The 24,539-nt window shown below is 47.0% G+C and carries 25 protein-coding genes and 1 other RNA gene; 10 read left to right on the top strand and 16 right to left on the bottom strand.

The genetic code is table 11. The features are described 5' to 3' along the window. Positions 1-14 precede the first annotated feature (14 nt). The 6 genes from gshB to metK form a co-directional block, all read right to left on the bottom strand. Positions 15-962, bottom strand: a complete 948-nt coding sequence (gene gshB, locus PG915_RS14580; protein WP_353497176.1) for a glutathione synthase — start codon at positions 960-962, stop codon at positions 15-17. A gap of 12 nt (positions 963-974) precedes the next feature. Continuing rightward, positions 975-1,706, bottom strand: coding sequence for a 16S rRNA (uracil(1498)-N(3))-methyltransferase (rsmE, locus tag PG915_RS14575; RefSeq protein ID WP_353497175.1), 732 nt, complete (start codon positions 1,704-1,706; stop codon positions 975-977). A 79-nt stretch (positions 1,707-1,785) separates the two neighbouring features. Further along, the gene (gene endA / locus PG915_RS14570; RefSeq protein WP_353497174.1) at positions 1,786-2,496 is read right to left on the bottom strand and encodes a deoxyribonuclease I; all 711 of its coding nucleotides are present in this window, start codon (positions 2,494-2,496) and stop codon (positions 1,786-1,788) included. A gap of 79 nt (positions 2,497-2,575) precedes the next feature. Beyond that, positions 2,576-3,085, bottom strand: a complete 510-nt coding sequence (locus PG915_RS14565; RefSeq protein ID WP_353497173.1) for a SprT family zinc-dependent metalloprotease — start codon at positions 3,083-3,085, stop codon at positions 2,576-2,578. A gap of 74 nt (positions 3,086-3,159) precedes the next feature. Beyond that, on the bottom strand, positions 3,160-3,954 hold the full coding sequence (locus PG915_RS14560; RefSeq protein WP_353497172.1) for a DUF2189 domain-containing protein: 795 nt from the start codon (positions 3,952-3,954) through the stop codon (positions 3,160-3,162). A gap of 378 nt (positions 3,955-4,332) precedes the next feature. Continuing rightward, positions 4,333-5,484: a methionine adenosyltransferase gene (gene metK, locus PG915_RS14555; RefSeq protein ID WP_353497171.1), complete on the bottom strand. Its 1,152-nt coding sequence runs from the start codon at positions 5,482-5,484 to the stop codon at positions 4,333-4,335. Positions 5,485-5,794: 310 nt separating this feature from the next. On the opposite strand from metK, the gene tkt reads away from it, so the two are divergent. Beyond that, on the top strand, positions 5,795-7,807 hold the full coding sequence (gene tkt / locus PG915_RS14550; RefSeq protein ID WP_353497170.1) for a transketolase: 2,013 nt from the start codon (positions 5,795-5,797) through the stop codon (positions 7,805-7,807). 52 nt (positions 7,808-7,859) lie between these two features. On the opposite strand, the gene PG915_RS14545 is transcribed toward tkt, so the two are convergent. Beyond that, a complete protein-coding gene (locus PG915_RS14545; RefSeq protein WP_418642257.1) occupies positions 7,860-8,096 on the bottom strand; it encodes a hypothetical protein in 237 nt (78 codons plus the stop codon). 219 nt (positions 8,097-8,315) lie between these two features. Between PG915_RS14545 and epd the strand changes: the two genes are divergently transcribed. The 4 genes from epd (at position 8,316) to mscS (ending at position 12,995) form a co-directional block, all read left to right on the top strand. Beyond that, positions 8,316-9,341 carry an erythrose-4-phosphate dehydrogenase gene (epd, locus tag PG915_RS14540; RefSeq protein WP_353497168.1) on the top strand — a complete coding sequence of 342 codons (1,026 nt, stop codon included), beginning with the start codon at positions 8,316-8,318 and terminating at the stop codon, positions 9,339-9,341. A 151-nt stretch (positions 9,342-9,492) separates the two neighbouring features. Then, positions 9,493-10,656 carry a phosphoglycerate kinase gene (locus PG915_RS14535; RefSeq protein WP_353497167.1) on the top strand — a complete coding sequence of 388 codons (1,164 nt, stop codon included), beginning with the start codon at positions 9,493-9,495 and terminating at the stop codon, positions 10,654-10,656. Between the two features lie 138 nt (positions 10,657-10,794). Next, positions 10,795-11,871: a class II fructose-bisphosphate aldolase gene (gene fbaA / locus PG915_RS14530; protein ID WP_353497166.1), complete on the top strand. Its 1,077-nt coding sequence runs from the start codon at positions 10,795-10,797 to the stop codon at positions 11,869-11,871. 260 nt (positions 11,872-12,131) lie between these two features. Continuing rightward, positions 12,132-12,995, top strand: a complete 864-nt coding sequence (gene mscS, locus PG915_RS14525) for a small-conductance mechanosensitive channel MscS (protein WP_042496213.1) — start codon at positions 12,132-12,134, stop codon at positions 12,993-12,995. A 38-nt stretch (positions 12,996-13,033) separates the two neighbouring features. Here the strand turns inward: mscS and PG915_RS14520 are convergent, their stop codons facing one another. Together PG915_RS14520 and PG915_RS14515 are read right to left on the bottom strand one after the other, a co-directional pair. Beyond that, positions 13,034-13,531, bottom strand: a complete 498-nt coding sequence (locus tag PG915_RS14520; protein ID WP_353497165.1) for a YbaK/EbsC family protein — start codon at positions 13,529-13,531, stop codon at positions 13,034-13,036. A gap of 6 nt (positions 13,532-13,537) precedes the next feature. Further along, positions 13,538-14,158, bottom strand: a complete 621-nt coding sequence (locus tag PG915_RS14515) for a LysE/ArgO family amino acid transporter (protein ID WP_353497164.1) — start codon at positions 14,156-14,158, stop codon at positions 13,538-13,540. A 121-nt stretch (positions 14,159-14,279) separates the two neighbouring features. Here PG915_RS14515 and PG915_RS14510 point away from each other — a divergent pair, with 121 nt between their 5' ends. Then, the gene (locus tag PG915_RS14510) at positions 14,280-15,176 is read left to right on the top strand and encodes a LysR family transcriptional regulator ArgP (RefSeq protein WP_353497163.1); all 897 of its coding nucleotides are present in this window, start codon (positions 14,280-14,282) and stop codon (positions 15,174-15,176) included. A gap of 108 nt (positions 15,177-15,284) precedes the next feature. Continuing rightward, positions 15,285-15,980 carry an oxidative stress defense protein gene (locus PG915_RS14505; protein WP_353497162.1) on the top strand — a complete coding sequence of 232 codons (696 nt, stop codon included), beginning with the start codon at positions 15,285-15,287 and terminating at the stop codon, positions 15,978-15,980. 255 nt (positions 15,981-16,235) lie between these two features. Here the strand turns inward: PG915_RS14505 and serA are convergent, their stop codons facing one another. The 5 genes from serA to zapA all read right to left on the bottom strand — a co-directional run bounded on the left by serA (position 16,236) and on the right by zapA (position 19,642). Then, positions 16,236-17,465: a phosphoglycerate dehydrogenase gene (gene serA / locus PG915_RS14500; protein WP_353497161.1), complete on the bottom strand. Its 1,230-nt coding sequence runs from the start codon at positions 17,463-17,465 to the stop codon at positions 16,236-16,238. A 293-nt stretch (positions 17,466-17,758) separates the two neighbouring features. Then, complete coding sequence (gene rpiA, locus PG915_RS14495) at positions 17,759-18,415, bottom strand: ribose-5-phosphate isomerase RpiA (protein ID WP_353497160.1); 657 nt, start codon at positions 18,413-18,415, stop codon at positions 17,759-17,761. Between the two features lie 139 nt (positions 18,416-18,554). Then, positions 18,555-19,142 (bottom strand): 5-formyltetrahydrofolate cyclo-ligase, encoded by a 588-nt coding sequence (locus tag PG915_RS14490; protein WP_353497159.1) that lies wholly within the window; start codon positions 19,140-19,142, stop codon positions 18,555-18,557. Between the two features lie 3 nt (positions 19,143-19,145). Then, a non-coding RNA gene (gene ssrS, locus PG915_RS14485) (6S RNA) lies at positions 19,146-19,329 on the bottom strand. Between the two features lies 1 nt (position 19,330). Next, a complete protein-coding gene (gene zapA / locus PG915_RS14480) occupies positions 19,331-19,642 on the bottom strand; it encodes a cell division protein ZapA (RefSeq protein ID WP_353497158.1) in 312 nt (103 codons plus the stop codon). Between the two features lie 276 nt (positions 19,643-19,918). Between zapA and PG915_RS14475 the strand changes: the two genes are divergently transcribed. From PG915_RS14475 to PG915_RS14465, 3 genes are read left to right on the top strand one after another with little or no spacing between them, the layout of a single operon-like run. After that, on the top strand, positions 19,919-20,500 hold the full coding sequence (locus tag PG915_RS14475; protein ID WP_353497157.1) for a YecA family protein: 582 nt from the start codon (positions 19,919-19,921) through the stop codon (positions 20,498-20,500). A 39-nt stretch (positions 20,501-20,539) separates the two neighbouring features. Continuing rightward, on the top strand, positions 20,540-21,733 hold the full coding sequence (gene ubiH / locus PG915_RS14470; protein WP_353497156.1) for a 2-octaprenyl-6-methoxyphenyl hydroxylase: 1,194 nt from the start codon (positions 20,540-20,542) through the stop codon (positions 21,731-21,733). A gap of 7 nt (positions 21,734-21,740) precedes the next feature. Next, the gene (locus PG915_RS14465) at positions 21,741-22,961 is read left to right on the top strand and encodes an FAD-dependent 2-octaprenylphenol hydroxylase (protein ID WP_353497155.1); all 1,221 of its coding nucleotides are present in this window, start codon (positions 21,741-21,743) and stop codon (positions 22,959-22,961) included. A 131-nt stretch (positions 22,962-23,092) separates the two neighbouring features. Here the strand turns inward: PG915_RS14465 and PG915_RS14460 are convergent, their stop codons facing one another. After that, the gene (locus PG915_RS14460) at positions 23,093-23,299 is read right to left on the bottom strand and encodes a DUF1107 domain-containing protein (RefSeq protein ID WP_353497154.1); all 207 of its coding nucleotides are present in this window, start codon (positions 23,297-23,299) and stop codon (positions 23,093-23,095) included. Positions 23,300-24,050: 751 nt separating this feature from the next. Continuing rightward, entirely contained in the window at positions 24,051-24,530 is a 480-nt protein-coding gene (locus tag PG915_RS14455) for an aminoacyl-tRNA deacylase (protein WP_353498733.1), read from the bottom strand. Between the last annotated feature and the right edge of the window lie 9 nt (positions 24,531-24,539).

The following is a 24,539-nucleotide window of genomic DNA, read 5'->3' as shown; positions in this document are numbered from 1 at the left end:
ACATCCACTATTGGCTATTTGCCTAAACGACGCTCGATAGCATCCATTAGCTTGCCGGTAATAGAGATGTCAAAGGCGGCTTCGATTTCACGAATACAGGTTGGGCTGGTCACGTTGATTTCTGTCAGTTTGTCACCAATAACATCCAGTCCTACAAAGATTAAGCCTTTCTCTTTCAAAGTGGGAGCAACAGCTTCGGCAATTTGCTTGTCTGTCTCACTTAAGGGACGTGCTTCACCACGGCCGCCAGCAGCTAAGTTACCGCGGGTTTCACCCTTGGCAGGGATACGCGCTAGGCAGTACGGCATTGGTTCGCCGTCAACAACGAGAATACGCTTGTCACCGTTACTGATATCAGGAACGAACGTTTGTGCCATCGCATAGTTTTGGCCGTGATTGGTCAGCGTTTCAATGATCACTGAAACGTTAGGGTCGTCTTGCTTAACACGGAAAATAGATGCGCCGCCCATACCATCGAGTGGTTTTAGGATCACATCACCATGTTGGTCACGGAACTGTTTAATCTTGTCTGCTTTGCGAGTCACAATAGTCGTTGGTGTCAGCTCTGGGAACCACGCAGTGAATAGCTTTTCGTTACAGTCACGTAGGCTCTGAGGCTTATTGACGATGAGCGTGCCTTTTTCTTCTGCACGTTCTAGGATGTAGGTCGCGTAGATATATTCAGTGTCGAACGGAGGATCTTTACGCATCAGCACTGCGTCAAGTTCTGACAGTTCGATGGTTTGCTCTGAAGTAAATTCATACCAGCCGTTTGGATCTTCTTTGAGCTTGACGACTTTGGTGTCGGCGACAGCAGTGCCTTGATCTAGGTGCAGGTCATTCATTTCCATATAGTGGATTTCATAACCGCGACGCTGGGCTTCCAGCATCATTGCAAAGCTAGAGTCTTTCTTGATGTTGATGGAGGAAATTGGATCCATCACGATACCGAGTTTGAGCATTGTTTTCTCCCGTTAACCTAAATCGCCAAAGCGTACTTGAAGTGCCGTGATCGCCGTAAGCGCGGCCGTTTCTGTTCTCAGTACGCGAGGACCAAGCAGGGTTTCTTCGAATTGATATTGTTCCGTCATTTCAATTTCTTGCGCTGATAATCCGCCCTCTGGACCGATAAGTAGACGAACCTTTTGAACTGGCTCTGGCAAGGTATTGATTGAGTATTTGGCTCTTGGATGAAGGTTGAGCTTGAGCGCGTCAGATGGCTCTGCACACCACTCTTCAAGCGATATGATCGGACGAATCACAGGGATCGTGTTACGGCCACATTGTTCGCAGGCACTGATGGCGATCTTTTGCCACTGCTGCAATTTTTTCTCAAAACGTTTGGCATCGAGCTTAACGCCGCAACGTTCTGAGATGAGTGGTGTGATGGTGTTGACGCCCAGTTCGACCGACTTCTGAATGGTGAACTCCATCTTGTCGCCACGAGAAATGACTTGTCCGAGATGAAGATCGAGCGGTGACTCGATACTGACTGCGATTTTCTCGCGGATATCGACATCAACGCTTTTCTTGCCAACGTTAGTAATAGTGGCTGGAAATTCATGACCGCTGCCATCAAACAGCAGTACCTCTTGACCTTCTTTCATACGCAACACTCGGCCGATGTGTCCTGCGGCATCATCACTGAGCGCAAGTGTGCCCAAAGATTGAATCGTTTCAGGGTGATAGAGTCGAGGTATACGCATAACAATTTCCAAACAACAAACAGTATTGAGGTATAAGATGGATGCCAGCCCCCGAAATTACAAGGGCTTGGCGTAGGATTTAGCTGGGATTTTTGCACGCCTGTGCCACGAACGGATTGTCGTTGCCTTGAATGCGCTTAATACGCTCGTTGCGAGTACACTCCCAAGCATCGACAGGATAGGTTTTATTCCAGGCATTCATGAGCTGTGTCTGCTGTTTAGACAGCTTAAAGCCATATTCTTGGCTCATATAAAGATAGGTACGAGCGATAGAGCCACGTGCACGATCCGGCGGCATGACCTTGCGCTGCTTAAAGTTAACCTGCATCTCACAGCGGCCGTAGCTGACCCCGTCCATGCCATTCCACTGTGAGAAGTTGTAATTTGAACGATCACCATTCACTTCACCAATCGCTGGCGTCAGGTTGTGCAAGTCTGCTTCCATCAGCTTGAAATGCTTGTCATTGCGCGTGCAGTTTTTGCGTCCGCCTTGTTGCCAACATTGTCGCTGGTGGCCAAATTGCCACGCAGGCACCACATGCTCCCACTCGATGCGACTGGCACGTTTTTGTTGCTTACGAACCTGATAGCCACAAGCGGACAGATCCGGGGTGCCTTTTTTACCTTGCCATTGAATATCGCAGCCACAGTAAAAACTTATTGGGTGGTCGGCATAAATTTTGACTGCTTCTTTTTTTGCTTTGCTAAAGCTATTTGGCGGTGCACTGTGAACAGTAATGGGAAGAACGGCGGACAATAAAAAGGCCGTAACGAATAACTGGCGGATCATAGCAAGGTCTATAAAAGGTTGGGATAACCTAGTGTAACTCGCAAAAAAGACCTTAGCTATTGATAGTTAGATCATGTAACTAGCTTAGCTGCTTACCAGTAAACTCGATAGTATCCCCGCACTTACGACAGCGATAACTGGCTTGTTGGCGCATTACCTTATTGTGACGACGAACCGTGACGGCAAAGGTGTCACATTGGCAGCGATACTCGAAAGTTCGCCCTTGTACTGAACTCACATTCAAAGAGTGTGTGGTTTTTGGGGCGATACCAAATACCTGACTCATGACCATTTGCCACTCTTTGCCGTGTGGGCGCACCCGTCCAAATAGTGCATGAGTGATCAAGTGGGCGACTTCGTGTGGGATGACCTCTTCAATAAAGTCTTGCTGGTTTTCGACAAACAGAACGGGATTGAGGCGTACTTCCCACGATTGTAGGTAGGCTTTACCCGCCGCCTTGCCACGCAACTTATAGTTAAGGGCTGGGACTGGGAAATCACGCTCAAAGTACTGGCGAGCTTGCTCAGTGCAGCGAGACAGAGTCTTAATGGCTTGATAATGAAGTTGCTCAGAAAGCGAAGCATCCACGGGGTATAACCTACAATAAAAAAGCGCCCAAACAGGGCGCCATTCTACTGAGGTTGGCTGAGTATGCCAACGTGTTACGCGTGGTGTTTCTTTTTGATGGTCTCGTGATAGGCGTGCCATGTGCCGTAACCAAGGATCGGCATTGTCACGATCATTCCTATGCCATATGTGGCAAAACCAATCAAGATCCCGCCGCAGATAATCAGAGCCCAAACAATCATGGCTGGTACGTTAGATTTGACGGCATTAAAACTGGTGAACACAGCGGTCATAATGTCGACACGGCGCTCCATCATAAGTGGGATAGAGAATGCTGAGATGGAGAAGATGATAGCCGCAATCACCGCACCAACTACGCTACCGGTAATCAAGAATGGAGCAAATTCAGAGAGTGGTGCACCTTGTACAGAGGGGTAGAGTGCGTGCAGCAGAGCCGCTATGCGCATCCAAAAGATCATGGCGACGGCCAAGAGTACCGCAAACGCCCATTGCGAGGTGGAGTTGCGCCCAATGGCTTTCATAGAGTGGAATAGACTTGGTTTATGACCTTTCTCTCTTTCCCATGCTGCATCATAGAGACCTAAAGCGAGAAACGGACCAATCAACATGTACACAACCAAGCTTGGCATGATCACTAGGTGCGTGCCTTGCCATTGCACCAGAAGCACGATAGCGACGGCAGCGGCAGTAAAACAGAGCCCATAAAAAGCGCTGATGATCGGCATGCGAATAAGGTCATGTAGCCCAAGTGCTAACCAATGAAATGGTGCAGACACACTGAGCTGGTTAGATGGAATGGTTTTAGCGTAATCTTGATCCCTGACTTCATGTTTCTTCTGGAAGTCATCAGAATTAACGGTTCGAGGCATATGTCCTCCCTGATTGACAAACTGGCCTTCGTTTTATCAGGGCATGGCGCTAATCATCATGGATACGTCGGGCAATAGACTTGCATTTACCTTTGCAAAATCCAGCCATTTTCCGTTGTTAGCGTCTTCCCTTCTTAAGCGCTCTATTTTGCATACGAACAAACTCTCAAAGCGGTCTATTCGCAAGGGCACTTTTGTCTAACTATTGACCGTGTTAGAGGAAAACACAATTTTCAGAAGGGTATTAAATACAAGCTACAAGATAGTGAATTAACATTTTTGTAACAAAGTATTTGAAAAGACAGGATTAAAAAATAAAAAAGCCCTCAAAAAAATTTTGAGGGCTTTTTTGGAGTAAAAAACTCAGGTTAAGAGTAATTACAGACCAGTAAACTCACGCAGGATCGCTGCTTTGTCTGTCGCTTCCCAAGGGAACTCTTCGCGACCGAAGTGACCGTATGCTGCAGTCTTCTTGTAGATAGGCTGAAGCAGGTTTAGCATCTCTTGCAGACCGTATGGACGTAGGTCGAAGTTTTGACGAACGGCTTCTACGATGATGTCGTGAGAGACTTTTTCAGTACCAAATGTCTCAACCATGATAGACGTTGGATCCGCAACACCGATTGCGTAAGACAGTTGGATTTCACAACGGTCAGCCATGCCAGCCGCTACGATGTTCTTCGCTACATAACGTGCTGCGTATGCTGCAGAGCGGTCAACTTTTGATGGATCTTTACCAGAGAATGCACCGCCACCGTGACGAGCCGCGCCGCCGTAGGTATCAACGATGATCTTACGACCTGTTAGACCACAGTCACCCATAGGACCGCCGATTACGAAGCGACCGGTTGGGTTGATGAAGAAGTTCGTTTCTTTGTTGATCCACTCTGATGGTAGTACTGGCTTGATGATCTCTTCCATAACCGCTTCACGCAGATCAGGGGTAGAGATGGTATCGCAGTGCTGAGTAGAAAGAACAACCGCATCGATACCAACGATCTTACCTTGGTCGTATTGGAACGTTACCTGAGACTTAGCGTCTGGACGTAGCCAAGGTAGAGTGCCGTTCTTACGCACTTCCGCTTGCTTTTGAACAAGAAGGTGAGAGTAAGTAATCGGTGCTGGCATTAGGATGTCAGTTTCGTTCGTTGCGTAACCGAACATGATACCTTGGTCGCCCGCGCCTTGTTCTTTAGGATCTGCTTTATCAACGCCTTGGTTGATATCTGGAGACTGCTTACCGATGGTGTTCAGAACAGCACAAGAATCCGCGTCAAAACCCATGTCAGAGTGAACATAGCCGATTTCGCGAACGGTTTCACGCGTTAGCTCTTCGATGTCTACCCATGCTGAAGTAGTGATCTCACCACCCACCATCACCATGCCAGTCTTAACGTAAGTTTCACAAGCAACACGTGCTTTTGGATCTTGTTCTAGGATTGCATCAAGAACCGCATCAGAAATTTGGTCTGCGATTTTATCTGGATGGCCTTCTGATACTGACTCAGAAGTAAACAGGTGCTTAGCCATGAGAGCTCCAATTACTGTTTTTAAGCGAGTGTCTAATCACTCACTTGTAATAAATTCAATGATATATAGTAGGTGTATCTACATCTAGACGTCTATTCTAGTCATCAATGTTCGATTAGCAAGCGATTTTTGCTTTTAACATATAGCCAAACGTTTGCCTGTTTTGTATGTGAATCGCCACATTCCGGCGACATTATTCGGCGATAATGCCAAAAAATGACGGTAAATCGTTTGCAGAGACTATATGGCTTTGCGACAATAGCGGCCGCTGATTATTCAATCAGTCTATGAAAAACTTGGAATTCGCTTAATGCACTCAGGAGCAGACATGTCTTCTCGTAAACAACTCGCTAATGCAATCCGCGCGCTAAGCATGGATGGTGTTCAACAAGCTAACTCAGGTCACCCAGGTGCACCAATGGGTATGGCAGATATCGCTGAAGTTCTTTGGCGTTCTCACCTAAATCACAACCCGTCAAACCCAGAGTGGGCTGACCGCGACCGTTTCGTACTATCAAACGGCCACGGCTCAATGCTGATTTACTCTTTGCTTCACCTAAGCGGCTACGAGCTATCAATTGACGATCTTAAAAACTTCCGTCAACTGCACTCGAAAACGCCAGGTCACCCAGAGTACGGCTATGCACCAGGTATCGAGACGACGACTGGCCCACTAGGTCAAGGCATCACTAACGCGGTTGGTATGGCACTGGCTGAGAAATCCCTTGCAGCGCAATTCAACAAAGAAGGTCACGACATCGTTGACCACTTCACTTATGTCTTCATGGGTGATGGCTGTCTGATGGAAGGTATCTCTCACGAAGCGTGTTCGCTAGCGGGTACGTTAGGTCTAGGCAAGCTGATCGCTTTCTGGGATGACAACGGCATCTCTATCGATGGCGAAGTGGAAGGTTGGTTCTCTGATGACACGCCTAAGCGCTTTGAAGCATACGGCTGGCACGTAATCCCAGCGGTAGACGGTCACGATGCTGACGCGATCAATGCAGCGATCGAGGCGGCAAAAGCGGATCCACGTCCAACACTTATCTGTACTAAAACTATCATCGGTTTTGGTTCGCCAAACAAAGCGGGCTCTCACGACTGTCACGGTGCACCTCTAGGTCACGACGAAATTGCAGCAGCACGCGAATTCCTAGGTTGGGAGCACGGTCCATTCGAAATCCCAGCTGATATCAAAGCTGAGTGGGATGCAAACGAAGCAGGCACGGCTAAAGAAGCAGCTTGGAACGAGAAGCTAGCAGCTTATGAAGCGGCTTACCCAGAACTTGCGGCTGAGTTTAAGCGTCGTGTGAACGGTGAGCTTCCTGCTGAATGGGAACAAGCTACAAGCAAGATCATCGCTGACCTTCAAGCGAATCCAGCAAACATTGCATCACGCAAAGCGTCTCAAAACGCGCTAGAAGCGTTTGGTAAGATGCTTCCAGAATTCATGGGCGGCTCTGCTGACCTAGCACCATCAAACCTGACCATGTGGTCTGGTTCTCAGTCTCTAACGGCTGACGATGCGTCTGGCAACTACATCCACTACGGTGTACGTGAATTCGGTATGACGGCGATCATCAATGGTATTGCTCTGCACGGTGGTTTCGTACCGTACGGTGCAACATTCCTAATGTTCATGGAATACGCTCGTAACGCAATGCGCATGGCTGCACTGATGAAAGTGCAAAACATCCAAGTTTACACGCACGACTCTATCGGTCTGGGTGAAGACGGTCCAACGCACCAGCCGGTTGAGCAAATCGCATCACTACGCGTAACGCCAAACATGAGCACATGGCGCCCATGTGACCAGGTTGAGTCTGCAGTCGCTTGGAAATACGCGATTGAGCGTAAAGACGGCCCTACGTCGCTAATCTTCTCTCGTCAAAACCTAACGCAGCAAGAGCGTGACGCAGAGCAGCTAGCAAACGTTGCTAAAGGTGGTTACATCCTGAAAGATTGTGAAGGCACGCCTGAGCTGATCCTTATCGCAACCGGTTCTGAAGTTGAACTAGCAACAAACGCTTACGCTGAGCTAACGGCTGAAGGCAAGAAAGTACGCGTTGTGTCTCTTCCTTCAACTGACGTATTTGACGCGCAAGATGAAGCATACCGTGAAGCGGTTCTTCCAGCGGCAGTGACTAAGCGTATCGCGGTTGAAGCGGGTATTGCGGATTACTGGTACAAGTATGTTGGCTTCGGTGGCAAGATCATCGGTATGACGACATTCGGTGAGTCTGCACCAGCAGGCGAGCTATTCAAGATGTTTGGTTTCACAACGGAAAACGTTGTGAACACGGCAAAAGGGCTGCTTGCATAAGCACCTTCATCTTGAAATGAAAAACCGAGCCTAGTGCTCGGTTTTTTTGTGGCTATTCAAACTCTTTGCCTTTGTTTTCAAGTGTACGTTTGCCACAGTCTTGGCAGGTTATGTAGCGATCCATATCGTAGTAATGGCCGCCATTAATAAACGTATGCGCAAACAGCTTAATCTTGCCCATTAAGGATGGCTCGGTATCGTAACTGCTTGGCTTGCGTACCAGCATCTCTTTGTGACTGGTGGGTTTGTTGCAAGCTTGGCAGTAAGTTGAGCTTGTCATAGAGAACACCTCCTGTGCGTTAAAAACTGTGTGGTTAAAAGACACAAGATCATGACTCTCATTTAAGTGTAACAGGGCTATTGAAAGAAAAAGTGAGCGCATAAGAGATATGCATCGCAACTATTGGTGATAAATAGCGCAATCAAATTGCTAATCACGTAATGCGAAATGTCGGTCGATCGGTTACCATGCAAGCCCTTATCACGTGAACAAAAAAGGCGTAATGCGATGCTAAGAGTGGCAATCAATGGTTTTGGACGCATTGGACGGAATGTACTCAGAGCGCTATACGAAAGCGAGAAGAACGACCAAATCAAAGTCGTCGCCGTAAACGAACTTGCGCAGCCAGAAGCGATGGCTCATTTGCTTCAATACGATACCAGTCATGGTCGTTTTGATAAAAAAGTCACCCATGACCAAGAGCATCTGTATCTGACTCACAAAGATGGTCAGTTCGACACCATTCGTATTTTGCACTTAGAAGACATTAGTTTACTGCCTTGGAAGAATCTAGAAGTCGATATTGTTCTAGATTGTACTGGCGTGTTCGGTAGTCGCGCTGATGGCATGAAGCACATCGAAGCTGGTGCTAAGAAAGTGTTGTTTTCTCACCCTGGCAGCAATGATCTTGATAACACCATTATTTACGGTGTTAACCATCATACTCTTACCAAAGATCATAACATTGTCTCGAATGGCTCTTGTACCACAAACTGTATCGTACCGGTTATCCAAGCGTTAGATGAAGCCTTTGGTATCGACTCTGGCACCATTACTAGCATTCACTCTTCAATGAATGATCAACAGGTTATCGACGCGTATCATGGTGATCTACGCCGTACACGCTCTGCCAGTCTATCCATCATTCCTGTGGATACCAAACTTCACAAAGGCATCGAACGCATCTTTCCGAAATTTTCTAACAAATTTGAAGCAATTTCTGTAAGAGTGCCAACAATTAATGTCACCGCTATGGATCTTAGTGTAACTATAAATACGAATGTGAAAGTTAATGACGTAAATCAAGTCATTATTAATGCTTCTCGGTGTACATTAGACGGCATTGTTGACTATACTGAAGCACCGCTGGTTTCCGTGGACTTTAACCACGACCCACACAGCGCCATTGTTGATGGGACACAGACTCGAGTGAGTGATGGTCGTCTGGTCAAAATGTTGGTGTGGTGTGACAACGAGTGGGGCTTTGCTAACCGCATGTTAGACACCGCGTTAGCAATGCAAGCGTCTCAGTAGTATCAAGGGCGCTCTTGGGGAAAATATTAATTTTGAAGGTTGAAATTAATATTCATGAGCCCAATATAAGTAACCAGTTGATGAATTCTAAAACTTGGCAAGAAGCCGGGTTTCAAAAACTTTATTTATTTTTTAGTTGAGAGGACTAAACATGTCTGTAATCAAGATGACTGACCTGGATCTAGCAGGTAAACGCGTATTTATCCGTGCTGATCTGAACGTACCTGTTAAAGACGGTAAAGTAACATCTGACGCTCGTATCCTTGCGTCTCTACCAACCATCAAGCACTGTCTAGAAGCTGGTGCTAAAGTGATGGTTACGTCTCACCTAGGTCGTCCTACTGAAGGCGAGTACGCAGAAGAGTTCTCTCTACAACCTGTTGTTAACTACCTAAACGACGCACTTGAGTGTGAAGTTAAGCTTGCTAAAGATTACCTAGACGGTCTTGAGCTAAACACGGGTGAGCTTGTTGTTCTTGAAAACGTTCGCTTCAACAAAGGCGAGAAAAAGAACGAAGAAGAGCTATCTAAGAAGTACGCAGCACTATGTGACATCTTCGTAATGGATGCATTCGGTACTGCTCACCGTGCACAAGCGTCTACTCACGGCGTTGGCATGAACGCGCCAGTTGCGTGTGCAGGTCCTCTATTAGCTAACGAACTAGACGCACTAGGTCAAGCAATGGACAAACCAGCTCGTCCAATGGTGGCTATCGTTGGTGGTTCTAAAGTTTCTACTAAGCTAACGGTTCTTGAGTCTCTATCTAAAATCGCTGACCAACTTGTTGTTGGCGGTGGTATCGCGAACACGTTCATCGCAGCTGCTGGTCACAACGTAGGTAAGTCTCTATACGAAGCAGACCTAGTAGACACAGCTAAGAAGCTAATGGACGAGTGTGCAATTCCAGTTGCTACTGACGTTGCATGTGCAAAAGCATTCGACGAGAACGCAGAGGCTGAAATCAAGCACGTATCTGAAGTTCAAGACGACGACATGATCTTCGACCTAGGTCCAGACTCAACAGCTGAACTAGCGAAAATCCTAAAAGATGCTAAAACTATCCTATGGAATGGCCCTGTTGGCGTATTCGAATTCAAGAACTTCGAAGCGGGTACAGAAGGCATTTCTAAAGCGATCGCTGAATCTGAAGGTTTCTCTGTAGCAGGTGGTGGTGACACGCTAGCAGCTATCGACAAGTTCGGTATCAAAGCTGACGTTTCTTACATCTCTACAGGCGGCGGTGCTTTCCTTGAGTTTGTTGAAGGTAAAGTACTTCCAGCAGTAGCAATGCTTGAAGAGCGTGCTAAAGCATAATTATCTTTTTATAAGGCGGACTAATGAGTCCGCTTTTATCTATGCTGCAATGGCTGGTTAACTTTGATACAATGCCGCCCATTGTGAGCAAACGATTGCCAATTTTTATTTAAAACGACAGAAAATAGGACTTATTCCATGTCTAAGATCTTCGACTTCGTAAAACCAGGTGTTATCTCTGGCGATGACGTTCAGAAAGTATTTGAAGTTGCTAAAGAGAACAACTTCGCTCTTCCTGCAGTTAACGTAGTTAACACTGACTCTATCAACGGTGTTCTTGAAGCTGCAGCTAAAGTTAAAGCTCCAGTTGTAGTTCAGTTCTCTAACGGCGGTGCTGGCTTCTTCGCTGGTAAAGGCGTTAAGCTTGAAGGTCAAGGCGCGCAAATCCTAGGTGCAGTTGCTGGTGCAAAATACGTTCACGCAGTTGCTGAATCTTACGGTGTTCCAGTTATTCTTCATACTGACCACGCTGCTAAGAAACTACTACCATGGATCGACGGCCTTCTAGACGCAGGTGAAGAGTTCTTCGCTCAAACTGGTAAGCCACTATTCTCTTCTCACATGATTGACCTTTCTGAAGAGTCTCTAGAAGAGAACATCGAAATCTCTGGTCAATACCTAGCTCGCATGGCGAAAATGGGCATGACTCTAGAGATTGAACTAGGTTGTACTGGTGGTGAAGAAGACGGCGTTGATAACTCTCACATGGACGCATCTGAGCTTTACACTTCTCCAGAAGACGTAGCGTACGCATACGAGAAACTAACGGCTATCAGCCCACGTTTCACTATCGCGGCTTCTTTCGGTAACGTACACGGTGTTTACCAAGCAGGTAACGTTGTTCTAACTCCAACTATCCTACGTGACTCTCAAGCATACTGTGCAGAGAAGTTCGGTATCGCACCTAACGCTCTAAACTTCGTATTCCACGGTGGTTCTGGTTCTTCTGAAGCAGAAATCCAAGAGTCTATCGGCTACGGTGTTATCAAAATGAACATCGATACTGATACACAGTGGGCAACTTGGGACGGTATCCGTACTTACTCGGCTGAGAACTTTGATTTCCTACAAGGTCAAATCGGCAACCCAACTGGCGAAGCTGCGCCAAACAAGAAGTACTACGACCCACGCGTATGGCTACGTGCAGGTCAATCTTCAATGGTTGCTCGTCTAGAGAAAGCTTTCGCTGACCTAAACGCTATCGACGTACTATAAGATTAAATCGAATAAGATTTAACTGATAGTAAGATGAAAAAAGTCGCTCTTTAGAGCGGCTTTTTTTATGCCTGGTGGAAAATAACGTGATGTGATTAAAAAAACTGGCACAACCGCTCTTGATTGCGTAACCTTTTGTTATGTTTTGTGTATTGGTATTTGTAATCGATATGCTTTAACGTTTTTGCGCGCCTTTGCTAATAAGTCAGTGGTATTAGCTAAGACTCGCTTTGCTCATCATTATCCTAGAGGTACACAATATGGCCAATGAGTCTGTTGATATTGAAACTCCCCTTGTAGACAGTTTGTCTCATGCTGAGAAATGGTTAACTAACAACTCTGATCTTCTAGTTCAGTATGGTGTGAATATCATTTCTGCACTGCTTATCCTGTTCATTGGTAACATCGTGGTTAAAGCGATTGCCGGCAGCGTAGCTAAGTTGCTGCACAAGAAGAAAATGGATAAGGCCGTTGTCGAGTTTATTCACGGCATCGTACGTTACACCTTGTTTGTTATCGTGCTGATTGCTGCACTAAGTCGCATCGGTGTACAAACCGCATCAGTGGTTGCGGTTATTGGTGCTGCTGGTTTGGCTATCGGTCTTGCGCTGCAAGGCTCGCTGTCTAACTTTGCTGCTGGTGTATTGATTGTTGGCTTCCGTCCATTCAAGTCAGGCGATTATGTAGAGATTGGTGGTGTTGCTGGCTCAGTAGATTCTATTCAGATCTTCCAAACTATCCTAACGACACCTGACAACAAAATGGTTGTGGTACCAAATGCATCGGTCATTGGCTCTCCAATCACCAACTATTCGCGTCATGCGACTCGTCGTATCGACCACGTCATTGGCGTCTCTTACGGTGCGGATTTGAAGAAGACACAAGAAGTGATTCGCAAAACGCTTGAAGCAGATGAGCGTATTCTAAAAGAGCCTGGCATTACCGTTGGTGTAGTCGCTCTTGCTGACTCTTCTGTGAACTTTGTGGTTCGCCCATGGGTTCGTACTGAGCAGTACTGGGATGTGTACTTCGATACGCTACAAGCGATCAAAGAAGCGTTAGATGCAGAAGGTATTGAAATTCCATTTCCACAGATGGATGTGCATTTAAACAAAGTGGACTGATCGTCCAGGCGTTAATATCAAATGTAAAAAAGGAGAAGCTAGGCTTCTCCTTTTTCTATTTCAATGACTTGGTTTGGAACGCTGTCTAGCACCTGTTTGAGAGCGCTACCATCAATACCAAATGTCCAATCAGGTTTACCCGGTGTATAAAGAATCTCTTCGGCATCAAATAAACGGCTATCGACAACAATGGTGATGTCTTCAGGGAGTCCTATCGGACATACCGCGCCAGGGACACAACCAATCTGCTCAATCATTTCCTCATTGCTGCAGATAGAGGTACGTTTGCCGAGCGCGAGTTTTAGTTGAGCTTTGTCTAACCTAGAGTCTTTATCGGTTAGAAACAGAGCAAACCCGCCGCCTTTCTTTTTTAAGAATAGGCTCTTGCTGTGCAGACCTGTCCAGCCAAGTTCTTTTGCTATACGAACATCTGTTTCAAAGTCCAGAATAGGCTCATGCTGCCATTTCGAAAAGGAGACCGACAAGGTCTCCAATAACGTAAGGTTGGCGAGATAGATGCTTTCTGTTCTATCCATTCAGGTTTACTCCATTAACCCTTTTGTAAGTAGTAGAGCAATAGTAAACATCATGGCCGCTACCGCCAAGTCGATACCTTTCTTAACCTTAGGTTTTGATAGTGTTGGGCCGAGTTTTGCCGCCCCCATCGAGAGCGAGTAGAACCAAACAAAGGAAGCCAGTACAGTACCTATAGCAAAGGCAATTCGGTCATTACCTTCAAACTGGCCACCGATCGAGCCTAGAATCACCACAGTATCCAAATACAAGTGTGGGTTTAGCACGGTTACCGCAAGGGCACCTAAAACCACGGTTCGTCTTCCGCGAGCAAGGACTTCACCTGATGACTCTTTTGCTGCTGGTGTTTTAAATGCACTACGCAAAGAGAGCAAACCATAACCGGTTAGAAAAGCGATACCACCTAGAGTTACTGCCGTTAGTAGTAGTTCGTTTTGCGACAATATCGCACCGCCACCAAAGATACCTAGTGAGATGAACGTCATGTCTAGCAGGCTGCACACCGTCGCCGTTGTCAGGTGATGATTACGTTTAATACCCTGATTTAATACATAAGCGTTCTGAGCGCCAATTGGGATAATCATTGTCGCACCCAATCCGAAACCTTGAAGAAGCACCCAAAAATTCACTTTAATTTCCTCACCACTGCATAAAAGAGAGCGAGAGAATAGCGATTCGATTATGATTAGGAAAGTTAATAATATTAATGAGAAATAAGCTTTGCTAATGACTGTTTTGAGGGGTTAAAAGATGCGCGGATTAGACTATAAATGGATAGAGGCACTGGATGCGATTGTTGAGCAAAAAAGCTTCGATAAAGCAGCGGAGCACTTGTATATCTCTCAATCTGCCGTATCTCAACGCGTGAAGCAACTGGAAAAATGGTTGGCGCAACCAGTATTGGTTCGAGAACAGCCACCACGACCAACCGCGGTGGGGAAAAAGTTGCTTGGGCTATATCGTCGTGTGCGTTTGCTAGAACAAGAGCTGGTGCCTGAGCTTGCTGCCGACCTTGGCGATAAGCCGTTATCGGTTTCTCTTGCTACGAACGCAGATAGTCTAGCGACTTGGCTGTTACCGAGTTTGTTTCCGCTTCTAGAGTCCAAGCGCGTAGAGCTTGATCTTATTGTTGATGATGAAGGTCGAACCATAGAAAAGCTCAAAAACGGGGAAGTGGTGGGGGCAATAAGTCTAGAGCCACAATCGATTCCTGGCTGTGTCGCCGATTACTTAGGACGCGTTGACTATCTTTGTGTGGCGAGCCCAAGTTTTATCAAACGATACTTCAGCCAAGGTGTGAACCGGGAAACCTTGATGAAAGCGCCAGCCGTTGCCTATGACCAACACGACAAAATGCATCAGAAGTTTGTGAATCAACACTTCAATATTATGCGTGGCAACATACTTAAACATACAGTACGAAGCTCAGAAGCGTTCGTGAAATTGGCAGTCTCGGGTGTGGCTTACTGCCTTATTCCTAAGCTGCAAATCCAAGATGAACTCGAGTCTGGCGCCTTGATTGAATTGACGCCCAATATCTTGCTGTCACACCAAATTTACTGGCACCACTGGCAGCTTGAAAGTGGAGTGCTGAGTGAGGTGTCGGATGCCATTATTGGCCACGCTAGGCAGTTTTTGCCTCAGTAGTGACAGATGGTGTTTGGTCAATGTTCTGTCAGCTTTTTAATGTCTGGGAACCTATAATCCAAACCTATGCCTAATATTGAGTATAAGAAAATAAGACGAGGAGTCTTCATGAAACAGTCATTAGTTGTTGGTAGTTTAGTCGTCAGTCTATTTGCGGCTCCGGTGTTTGCGAGTCAGCCGGAATTTGCCCACATTTCTACAACAGGCTACGGTGAAATCCAAGCCAAGCCGGATATGGCTGAGTTTTCAGTTCGCGTGGTTCAGTCTCAGATGGATGCTGACCAAGCCAAGCAAGGTGTGGATTCTGTCGTCGACAAATTTCTTGATGACTTAACCAAGAATGGTATCGACAAAGCAGATATCCAAAGCTCAAATCTCTATCTTTCACCGCAGTATCACTACCCAGAAAAGGGCAAGCCTGAACTGATTGGCTATCGAGCGTCTCGTACGGTGACGGTTCAAGTGATGGATCTCGATAAGCTTAATAACTATTTGGATCTTGCTCTGGAGTCCGGGATCAATCAGGTCGATAACATTCAACTAAAAGTGAAAGACCAAGGTCAGTATCAAGAAGCGGCTCGTATGGCGGCGATAAAAGATGCGCAAAGCAAAGCGTCTTCATTAGCGAAAGGGTTTGATCAGCAGCTTGGCAATGTGTGGCGTATTGAGTACCGTCAGCAGATGAACCAGCCGGTGGTGATGCGTGCGATGGCGATGGATAGCAAGGCGGAGTCGAATAGTTATCAGGATTCGGTGATTACGATTCGTGATCGGGTGGATGTGACTTATCGGATTGGTGAGTGATGGTTTTGGGGAGTTTAGTGGGTTAGTAGTGCTTGCTATAAGCTAAGGTGTCTACTTTAATTGCATAATTTGTTGTAAGTTCAGCGCATTATACCCCCCTCTAGCTCCCCCTATATTAGGGGGAGAACAGTAGGCTTGCTCCTATCGTAGCATCGCCGTTTTCGTATAAGGCGATGCGCAGCGAGCCAGTGGTTCCTCCCCTTTAAGCGGGGCGCGTAGCCGGGAGGCTAGGAGGGGTAAAGCTCTTCAAACAAATTAGTGAAGAATACGCGCTCGCAACGTCCCTTCAATCTGCTTCAATTTCGCCAACGCTTCTTCCGAGCGCGCTGTCTCAACATCAATTACTACATAACCGATATCCGCAGCAGTCTGTAGGTACTGACCCGCGATGTTAATCCCTTCATCCGCAAAGATGGTGTTGATTTGCGTTAAGATGCCAGGGCGGTTTTGGTGAATGTGCAGTAGGCGCGAACAGTCTGTGTGCTCTGGCAGTGATACTTCTGGGAAGTTCACGCTTGATAGCGTTGAGCCGTTATCTGAATATTTCGCTAGCTTGCCAGCAACCTCAACACCAATGTTCTCTTGTGCTTCTTGAGTAGAACCACCAACGTGCGGAGTAAGGATCACGTTGTCGAACTTCAATAGCGGTGACTCAAACGGGTCTGCATTGGTTTTTGGCTCTTCTGGGAACACGTCAATCGCTGCACCTGCCAGGTGACCGCCTTCAAGGGCGTCACAAAGGGCAGGGATATCAACCACAGTGCCACGCGCCGCGTTGATAAAGATTGAGCCTGGCTTCATACGCTCGAACTCTGCCGCACCCATCATGTTCTTGGTTCCAGGAGTTTCTGGAACGTGCAGTGAGATAACATCACACTTATTCAATAGCTCAGTCATGGTGTGCACTTGTGTCGCATTACCAAGAGACAGCTTGTTCTCGATATCGTAGAAGTAGACACGCATACCCAAGTTCTCTGCAATGATACTCAACTGAGTACCAATGTGACCGTAACCGATAATACCAAGGCGTTTACCACGAGCTTCATAAGAGTTGTCCGCACTCTTCTTCCAAATGCCACGGTGAGCGAGAGCATTCTTCTCTGGAATGCCACGAAGTAGCAATAGGATTTGACCAAGGACTAGCTCAGCCACACTTCGCGTGTTTGAGAATGGTGCGTTGAAGACAGGTACACCGCGCTTAGCCGCAGCTTCAAGGTTAACTTGGTTAGTACCGATACAGAAACAGCCAATCGCCACAAGTTTCTCTGCCGCATTGATCACCTTGTCTGTCAGGTTAGTGCGGGAGCGAATACCGATAAAGTGAACGTCTTTTACCGCTTCCATTAACTCGTCTTCAGGTAGCGAGCCTTTGTGGTAAGTGATATTGGTGTAACCGGCAGCTTGAAGAACCTCTACAGAAGATGGATGCAAACCTTCCAGCAGAAGAATCTTAATCTTGTCTTTTTCCAGTGAAACTTTGGCCATTGAACTCATCCTTAACATGGGAAATTTGGGCTAAATTGGCGCACATTTGACAGTGAGAATATCAGGGAGGGAGCTTCCAACTGCTTGAGGCAAACGTTTTCCTTGTGCGTCTTGTGACCAATAAAGTAACAAAAAAGTTTAACGATGGGTAAGAAAATTACGGAATAAGGCATAATTTTCTTATAGGAAAACGAAAAAACGGCACCAGGGGTGCCGTTTGTAGTCAAATGACGTAATCGCGTTCAATATATCGGCCAGTTATAAGGCCAGTGATAGCGTGAACGCGCGTGTCATTAATCTTCGATTTTTGCGCCTTCTGGCGTACCAGTGATGATCACATCGGCACCGCGGTGCGCGAATAGACCCACTGTCACAACACCCGCTAGACCGTTGATGCTGTCTTCCATCGCTTTTGGATCGGTGATTTGCATGCCGTACACGTCTAGGATCACGTTGCCGTTGTCGGTCACAACACCTTCACGGTACACAGGGTCACCGCCAAGCTTTACCAGTTCACGTGCTACGTATGAACGTGCCATTGGGATAACTTCTACAGGAAGTGGGAACTTACCCAGTACGTCGACTGCTTTGGTGCCATCAACGATACACACAAATTTGTCCGAGATAGCGGCTACGATCTTCTCACGAGTCAATGCAGCACCGCCGCCCTTGATCATGTCACGAGCTGCGTTGATTTCATCTGCGCCGTCAACGTAAACATCAAGCGCTGCTACATCGTTACAGTCGAATACTTCGATGCCAAGTGCTTCTAGCTTCTCAGTTGAAGCGACAGAGCTTGAAACTGCACCTTTGATGTCTTCCTTGATTGTGCCTAGCGCATCAATAAAGTGGTTAACAGTAGAGCCGGTACCTACACCAACAATGCTGCCTTTCTCAACATACTTAAGTGCTGCCCAACCAGCGGCTTTCTTCATCTCGTCTTGAGTCATGGTGAAATCCCAATGTTTAGAATTAAGGTCAAAATGCGGGCGAATTATATATCAAAAACCGCAAAAAATGACGGTTAAGTTGGCGAAATGAAGAAAAACAGCAAAAAACAGCAATCGATTGCTCTTTTCGAGACTGTTTTTACCAGCGCCAGATTTTGCTTGGCGTCATGATGGTACTAAGCGGAATATCCCATGATTCAATTGGTAGCCTGCCGACTTGCTGGCAATCGTGAGCCAGTCCAATGGCATTTGGACCAGTCTGATTCGTGGCAAACGGTGCGAGGGTTCGGTCATAGTAGCCTCCACCCATTCCGAGGCGTTGACCATCGTCATCGAACGCAACAAGTGGTGTAAAGATGACATCCAGATCAGCGACAGGACATATCGTCTGCTTATCAAGCTTTGGTTCGAGGATTTTATATTGATTGTGCACCAGAGGCGTGGTGTATGCGTAGCGCAAGAATAGGAGATGGCCTTTGGAAAAAGGATGGATAACCGGAAGGTAGGTCTCTATTCCTTGTTGCCAGCACCACTCAATCATAGGTTGAGTATCCAGTTCGCCATCAGTGGCTAGATAAAGCGCGACTTTTTGACCAGCGCGGAGTTCGGGTAGCTGCTTGGCGCGTTCGACCAAGTCGAGAGCGTAGTGAGCTTGCTGATCTGAACGGATAGCTTGTCGGCGGCCCCGAATCAAGGTTCGAATATGCTGCCTAGTCGATGGTGACATTAGGAATACCCCAGAGTGCCGTTGAGGATTGTGGCCCTTGAACCAGCTGGTTCAAGGCGGATCAGCAATGATAACCGTAGGCTTCTCGATACGAGCCGAGCTTGCTCAATAGCTATCAAGTACTAACCCTTTGGTATTGCTTATCGGCTCAGGGACTTAAATCCACTGACGCACACCCCAGGGTAAAATTAGGCTTGCTGTCCTTGCTTTACTTTGCTTATGGCATCATCAAGTGATGCCGCGAGCTGCTCCATGCGCTCGTTCATCTCAGTCACTTCTTGAAGTGACTCATTACTGCGGTTGTTAAGCTCATATGACATATTAAGCGCCGCAATGGTAAGCAGTTTCAACTCGTTGGTTACTTTAGTCCTTTGGGACATTTCTTGCAATCGGTTATCTAAGTCTTTCGCCGCTTGAACAAGGGTATCTTTCTGATCTTCTGGGCAATTTACCCGAGTCAGTTTACCCAAAATTTCCACTTCGACAGCTTGATTTTCCATAATGACAAGAACTCTTTTAAGTATCACCAATAGCGGTAATGTTGAGGGAGAAACTATAGGTAAAGCCACATTAAGATTCAAGCTTTTCTGGTGACTCCGTGCCAAATGCGTGGCTAATCACACACGAAATCGACAATTCGCACAAAAGCTATTCAGAAACGAGTGGGACACCATTTCCGCCATGAGTGGGAAGTGGTAGCATTGCACATCCAATTCGAATAAAAGCGGCACTACTGGTGACCCAGTTGGCTGCCCTACAGGACAACGAGAATCGTTATGAGTGAATCAACACTACCCGATTACATTGCGGTAGCGACAGAGCTACAACAAGCCGGCCTTGCCGTTTCCCCTGCTGAACTGCACGGCCTATTGGTTGGCATGTTAAGTGGCGGTTTAGGTTTGAAAGATGACAGCTGGCAACCTCTGTTGTTTGACTACACCAATGATGGTCTAGGTTGGCCTCAATCTCTATTAACCCGTTCAAAAGCGCTGTTGGATTTATCGATCAAAGAACTGACGGAAGAGCAAAGCTTTGAGCTTGCTTTGTTTATTCCTGGCGAGGGCGTAGACGCTAGCTTATTTGAGCAAGCAGATGGCCTCAGCGAGTGGGTGAACCACTTTATTTCGGGACTCGGACTCATTAACGCTCCTTTAGCAAAAGCGTCGGCCGATACCAAAGAAGCGCTGGGTGACTTGGAAGAAATTGCTAGACTGGGCATCGATGAAGATGACGATCTAGAAGAGCAAGCGCAATTGCTAGAACAGGTTATTGAGCACGTTAAAGCTTGCGTATTGACTATTCACGCTGAGTTTGGCGTAAAACCAAGTAAAGCGGCTGAATCACCGACGATTCACTAATCTAGGTGCGGGTCAGGTTGGCGAACAAGGAGAAAGTCTGTGCCCAAAAAGTATGATGTTGTTATTGCTGGTGGAGCGATGGCGGGAGCGACGCTCGCTATGGCGCTGGACACTAGCTTTGATCATGCACTCAACATAGCGGTTGTCGAGTCGTTTGCACAAGACAATGCAGCTCATCCTGGGTTTGATGCCCGGTCTATTGCTTTGTCACATGGTACTGTCGAGATCCTGAAAGGTTACGGCCTGTGGCATGTGATTGAGGATCATGCCACACCCATCACTCACATTCATGTATCAGACCGTGGTCATGCCGGCATGACCGACTTCTATGCCGATAAAGAAGGCCTTGATGCGATGGGTTACGTTGTTGAGCTTGCCGAGATAGGTAGACGTTTTAATAACGAACTCGCTAAGCGCGAACACATTGACTTATTCTGTCCTTATTCTGTGAGTGAAGTCGTACAGCATCAGCAAGCTGTCACCGTTGACATTCGCTCGCCTCAAGATGAAACCTTGCAGCTAGAGGCGAAATTGGTCGTTGCAGCGGATGGTGCGGATTCAGCTATTTGTCAGGCGGTAGGGCTAGAACAGCATACCCAAGATTTTGAGCAAGTGGCCGTTATCGCCAATGTGCTAACCAGTGAAGCGCCAAGCGGTCGAGCGTTTGAGCGATTTACCGAGCATGGCCCGCTTGCGTTGCTGCCTATGTCACAATCGCGAAGCTCACTCGTGTGGTGCATGCCGCCAGAGCAGGCCAAGTCGGTACAAGCGTTGCCAGACAATGAGTTTTTAGATGCGCTTCAAGAAGCGTTTGGTTGGCGACTGGGGCGTTTTGTTCGTGTCGGTTCGGTCGTGAGCTACCCGCTTTTGTTGAGATACAGACCACAAATCGTTGCTCATCGCGTTGCGGCGGTGGGAAATGCGGCGCAGACATTGCACCCGATCGCTGGACAAGGATTCAACTTGGGCATTCGCGATGTTGCGACATTGGTGGAATCGCTGCTTGAAAACCGAAAAGATGTGGGCGATTACGCTAATCTAACTAAGTTTCAAGCGCAACGTCAGACTGATCGAGAGCTCACAATAACTATGACGTCAGGTTTGGTGCGCGTATTTTCCAATGATTTATTAACGCTCAAGATGGCGCGAAATCTTGGATTGGCAATGATGGACAATTTCCCACGGCTTAAGACACCTGTGTTTAATCGTGCTTTGGGTGTGGTGAATAGGTAATACGAAGATGCAAAGTTTTGATATCGCCATCGTCGGTGGCGGAATGGTGGGACTCGCGTTAGCGCGTGCTTTGAAAGATACGGGGTTGCGAATTGCGATTGTCGAGGGCACGACGCCTTCAAAAGATCTCTCTGGTGATCCTGATATTCGTGTCTCGGCACTGAGCCGAGCCAGTGAAATGATCCTCAAAAACCTAGGCGCATGGGAAGCGATTGCCAAGCATCGCAATGCGCCTTATCAGGCGATGGAGGTCTGGGAGCAAGACAGTTTTGCCCGTATCGAGTTTTCTGCGAGTCAAATGTCCCAGCCTAACTTAGGCCACATTGTTGAAAACAGGGTCATTCAGTTGGCGCTGCTCGAGCAAGTCGGGCAACAAAGCAATGTGACGCTCTTCATGCCACATCGTTGCCAGTCGATGGCGATTGGTGAAAGTGAAGTTTGGACGACACTGGACAACGGTCAGTCGTTTACCAGCAAGCTAATTGTCGGTGCCGATGGCGCGAATTCTTGGGTTCGTAAGCAGCAAGATATTCCGCTTACCCACTGGGACTATGGACACAGTGCGCTCGTGGCTAATATCACCACTGAAGATCATCATGCCAAAGTGGCGCGTCAGGTGTTCACCTCTCAAGGCCCTCTGGCGTTTTTGCCGATGAATGAAGACAACTTGTGCTCCATCGTTTGGTCAACTGAGCCTACCCGCGCTGAAAAGCTGGCAAAGATGTCTGATGCCGAGTTCAACAAAGCGTTGACGGCAGAGTTTGATAGCCGTTTGGGTTTGTGCCAGGTGCAATCAGAACGTCGTGTATTCCCTCTTACCATGCGATATGCTCGTGACTTTGTAACTGAGCGTGTAGCACTAGTCGGCGACGCGGCGCATACCATCCACCCACTTGCTGGACAAGGGGTTAACTTAGGTCTGCTGGATGCGGCAAGCCTAGCTCAAGAGCTGAAAAAGCTGTGGCATGAAGGGAAAGATGTGGGGCGTAAGCGTCATTTGCGTGAGTATGAGCGCTGGCGTAAAGCCGAAGCGGCGAAAATGATCGCAGCGATGCAGGGTTTTAAAGACTTGTTCGAAGGTGATAATCCTGCGAAGAAAATGATCCGTGGTATTGGTATGAGCCTGGTCGGGCAGTTACCTGGTGCGAAACAAGAGATCATGAGTCGAGCTCTTGGGATGCGAGGTCGACTGCCGGAGCTTGCTAAGTCATTGGTAAGTCAAGACTAATAAACAGCGTTTGATTGAAGGAAACGTAAAGGACAGCCTTGAGCTGTCCTTTTTAATGCGTGGTATTCTTGCTTGCGTAGTAGAAACGAAATGAGGATGAGACGCAGTGGCAAGTTTGACTAAAATTTCAGTTAGGCGTACGCGCACCTCAGTCTCATGACTTCTTGGTTGATCTCTTTTACCGCTTTGAAATGGCGCTGTTCTGCACGTTCAGGGATGATCAGTTTGCCGTTGTCGAACTCAAAGCCACCGAGTCCATAAACGTAGATCTTTCCCTTAAACAATCGACTTATGTGTTTAGCAATCATACTTGGCGTATAGCGCTTAAACAGTCTCATTTAACCTTCCTTATAGTGTACCTAACGTTGTCCTAGCTCGGGAATTATAGATAAAACCCTTACTAAATTGTGTGATTAAGGAGGCTTAATTGCCCTCTTGTTGGCGTCACTTTGTTGTTTTGTGCTACGTTTTGCATTTCTTCTAACTTATCGCCAATGCCACGTGATACTTAGCACAAAAGCTCATTCTGGGGGCTTCCATTCTTACTTCAATATTGTTTCTGGTAGCCTAGCTGGTGAAAAGTGAGAATCAACAATATCGCATGATCTCGATGGTTGGTTTTATAACCGCCGCACAATAGTTACGTATTAATAGACCGGACAAAGCAAGAAAAGTTGTCATCTGACATACAAATTTACACATTCATGACCGAATGGGATTGGAAAGTATGTGGGAGAAAAACAAGACAAAAAGCCCGCACAGCGGGCCAAATGTCACAGATGCATTACACAAAAGTGGAGTTACTGCCCTAGGCAGAGATTCACTCTAGTGTGTGTTTCAATTTAACCTTGGGATTAAATTGGACACAAAACCACCATAACGCAAAATTGACGTCGTGACTATTTATGCTGAATAAATGTATAACTTTTCATTGTTGCGTGTGGCAAAATCCGACTAAGTTCACACTTGATCATCCTTGGTAGACAAAATGTTGCATTTTGTAGCGCTAAATTTAACGCTAGGACAATTACGCGCTGGTGGCGTTGACGGCGATAGACATTGGATTGGCAAGCAGGCGAGTCACAACGATTAACGAATGATGTCGCTCCAGAGTGGTGAGCATTGTCTGGTGAGGTCATCCAAAGCCAGTTCGATGCCAGCAATACGCTCGCCACTGCTAATAGTAATGGTAGACGTTGCTTTTAGCGTCGAGTCAAACAGGATGGGCATTGGGGTTTTGAGTAATAGTGGCGTTACTGTGCCAAGCTTGTAGCCGGTTAGCAATTCGATATCTTGGCTGTCAACGCAAGTCATGCGCCTAGATTGCAGTGCCGCTCGAACCTTTTTAGGATCGATTTGGCGATCGCCTGGACAGCACGCTAGCGCATAGTGATTCCCCATGTCTTTCAACACCATGGTTTTAACCATCATGTTGGGAGTGATGCCTCGCAGCATTGCCGCGTCTTCAATCGACACGGCTTCACGCTGCTGCATCAGTACCCGAAATGGAATGCCATTTTGCGTCAAATATTGTGTGATCGCAGTTTCAATTTCGGGTACGTCAGTCATCAGTGAAGA

The sequence above is a fragment of the Vibrio sp. CB1-14 genome (assembly GCF_040412085.2).
Taxonomy (GTDB): domain Bacteria; phylum Pseudomonadota; class Gammaproteobacteria; order Enterobacterales; family Vibrionaceae; genus Vibrio; species Vibrio chaetopteri.
The sequence above is the reverse complement of the archived record's forward strand: the minus strand, read 5'-3'. Positions and strand labels throughout refer to the sequence as shown.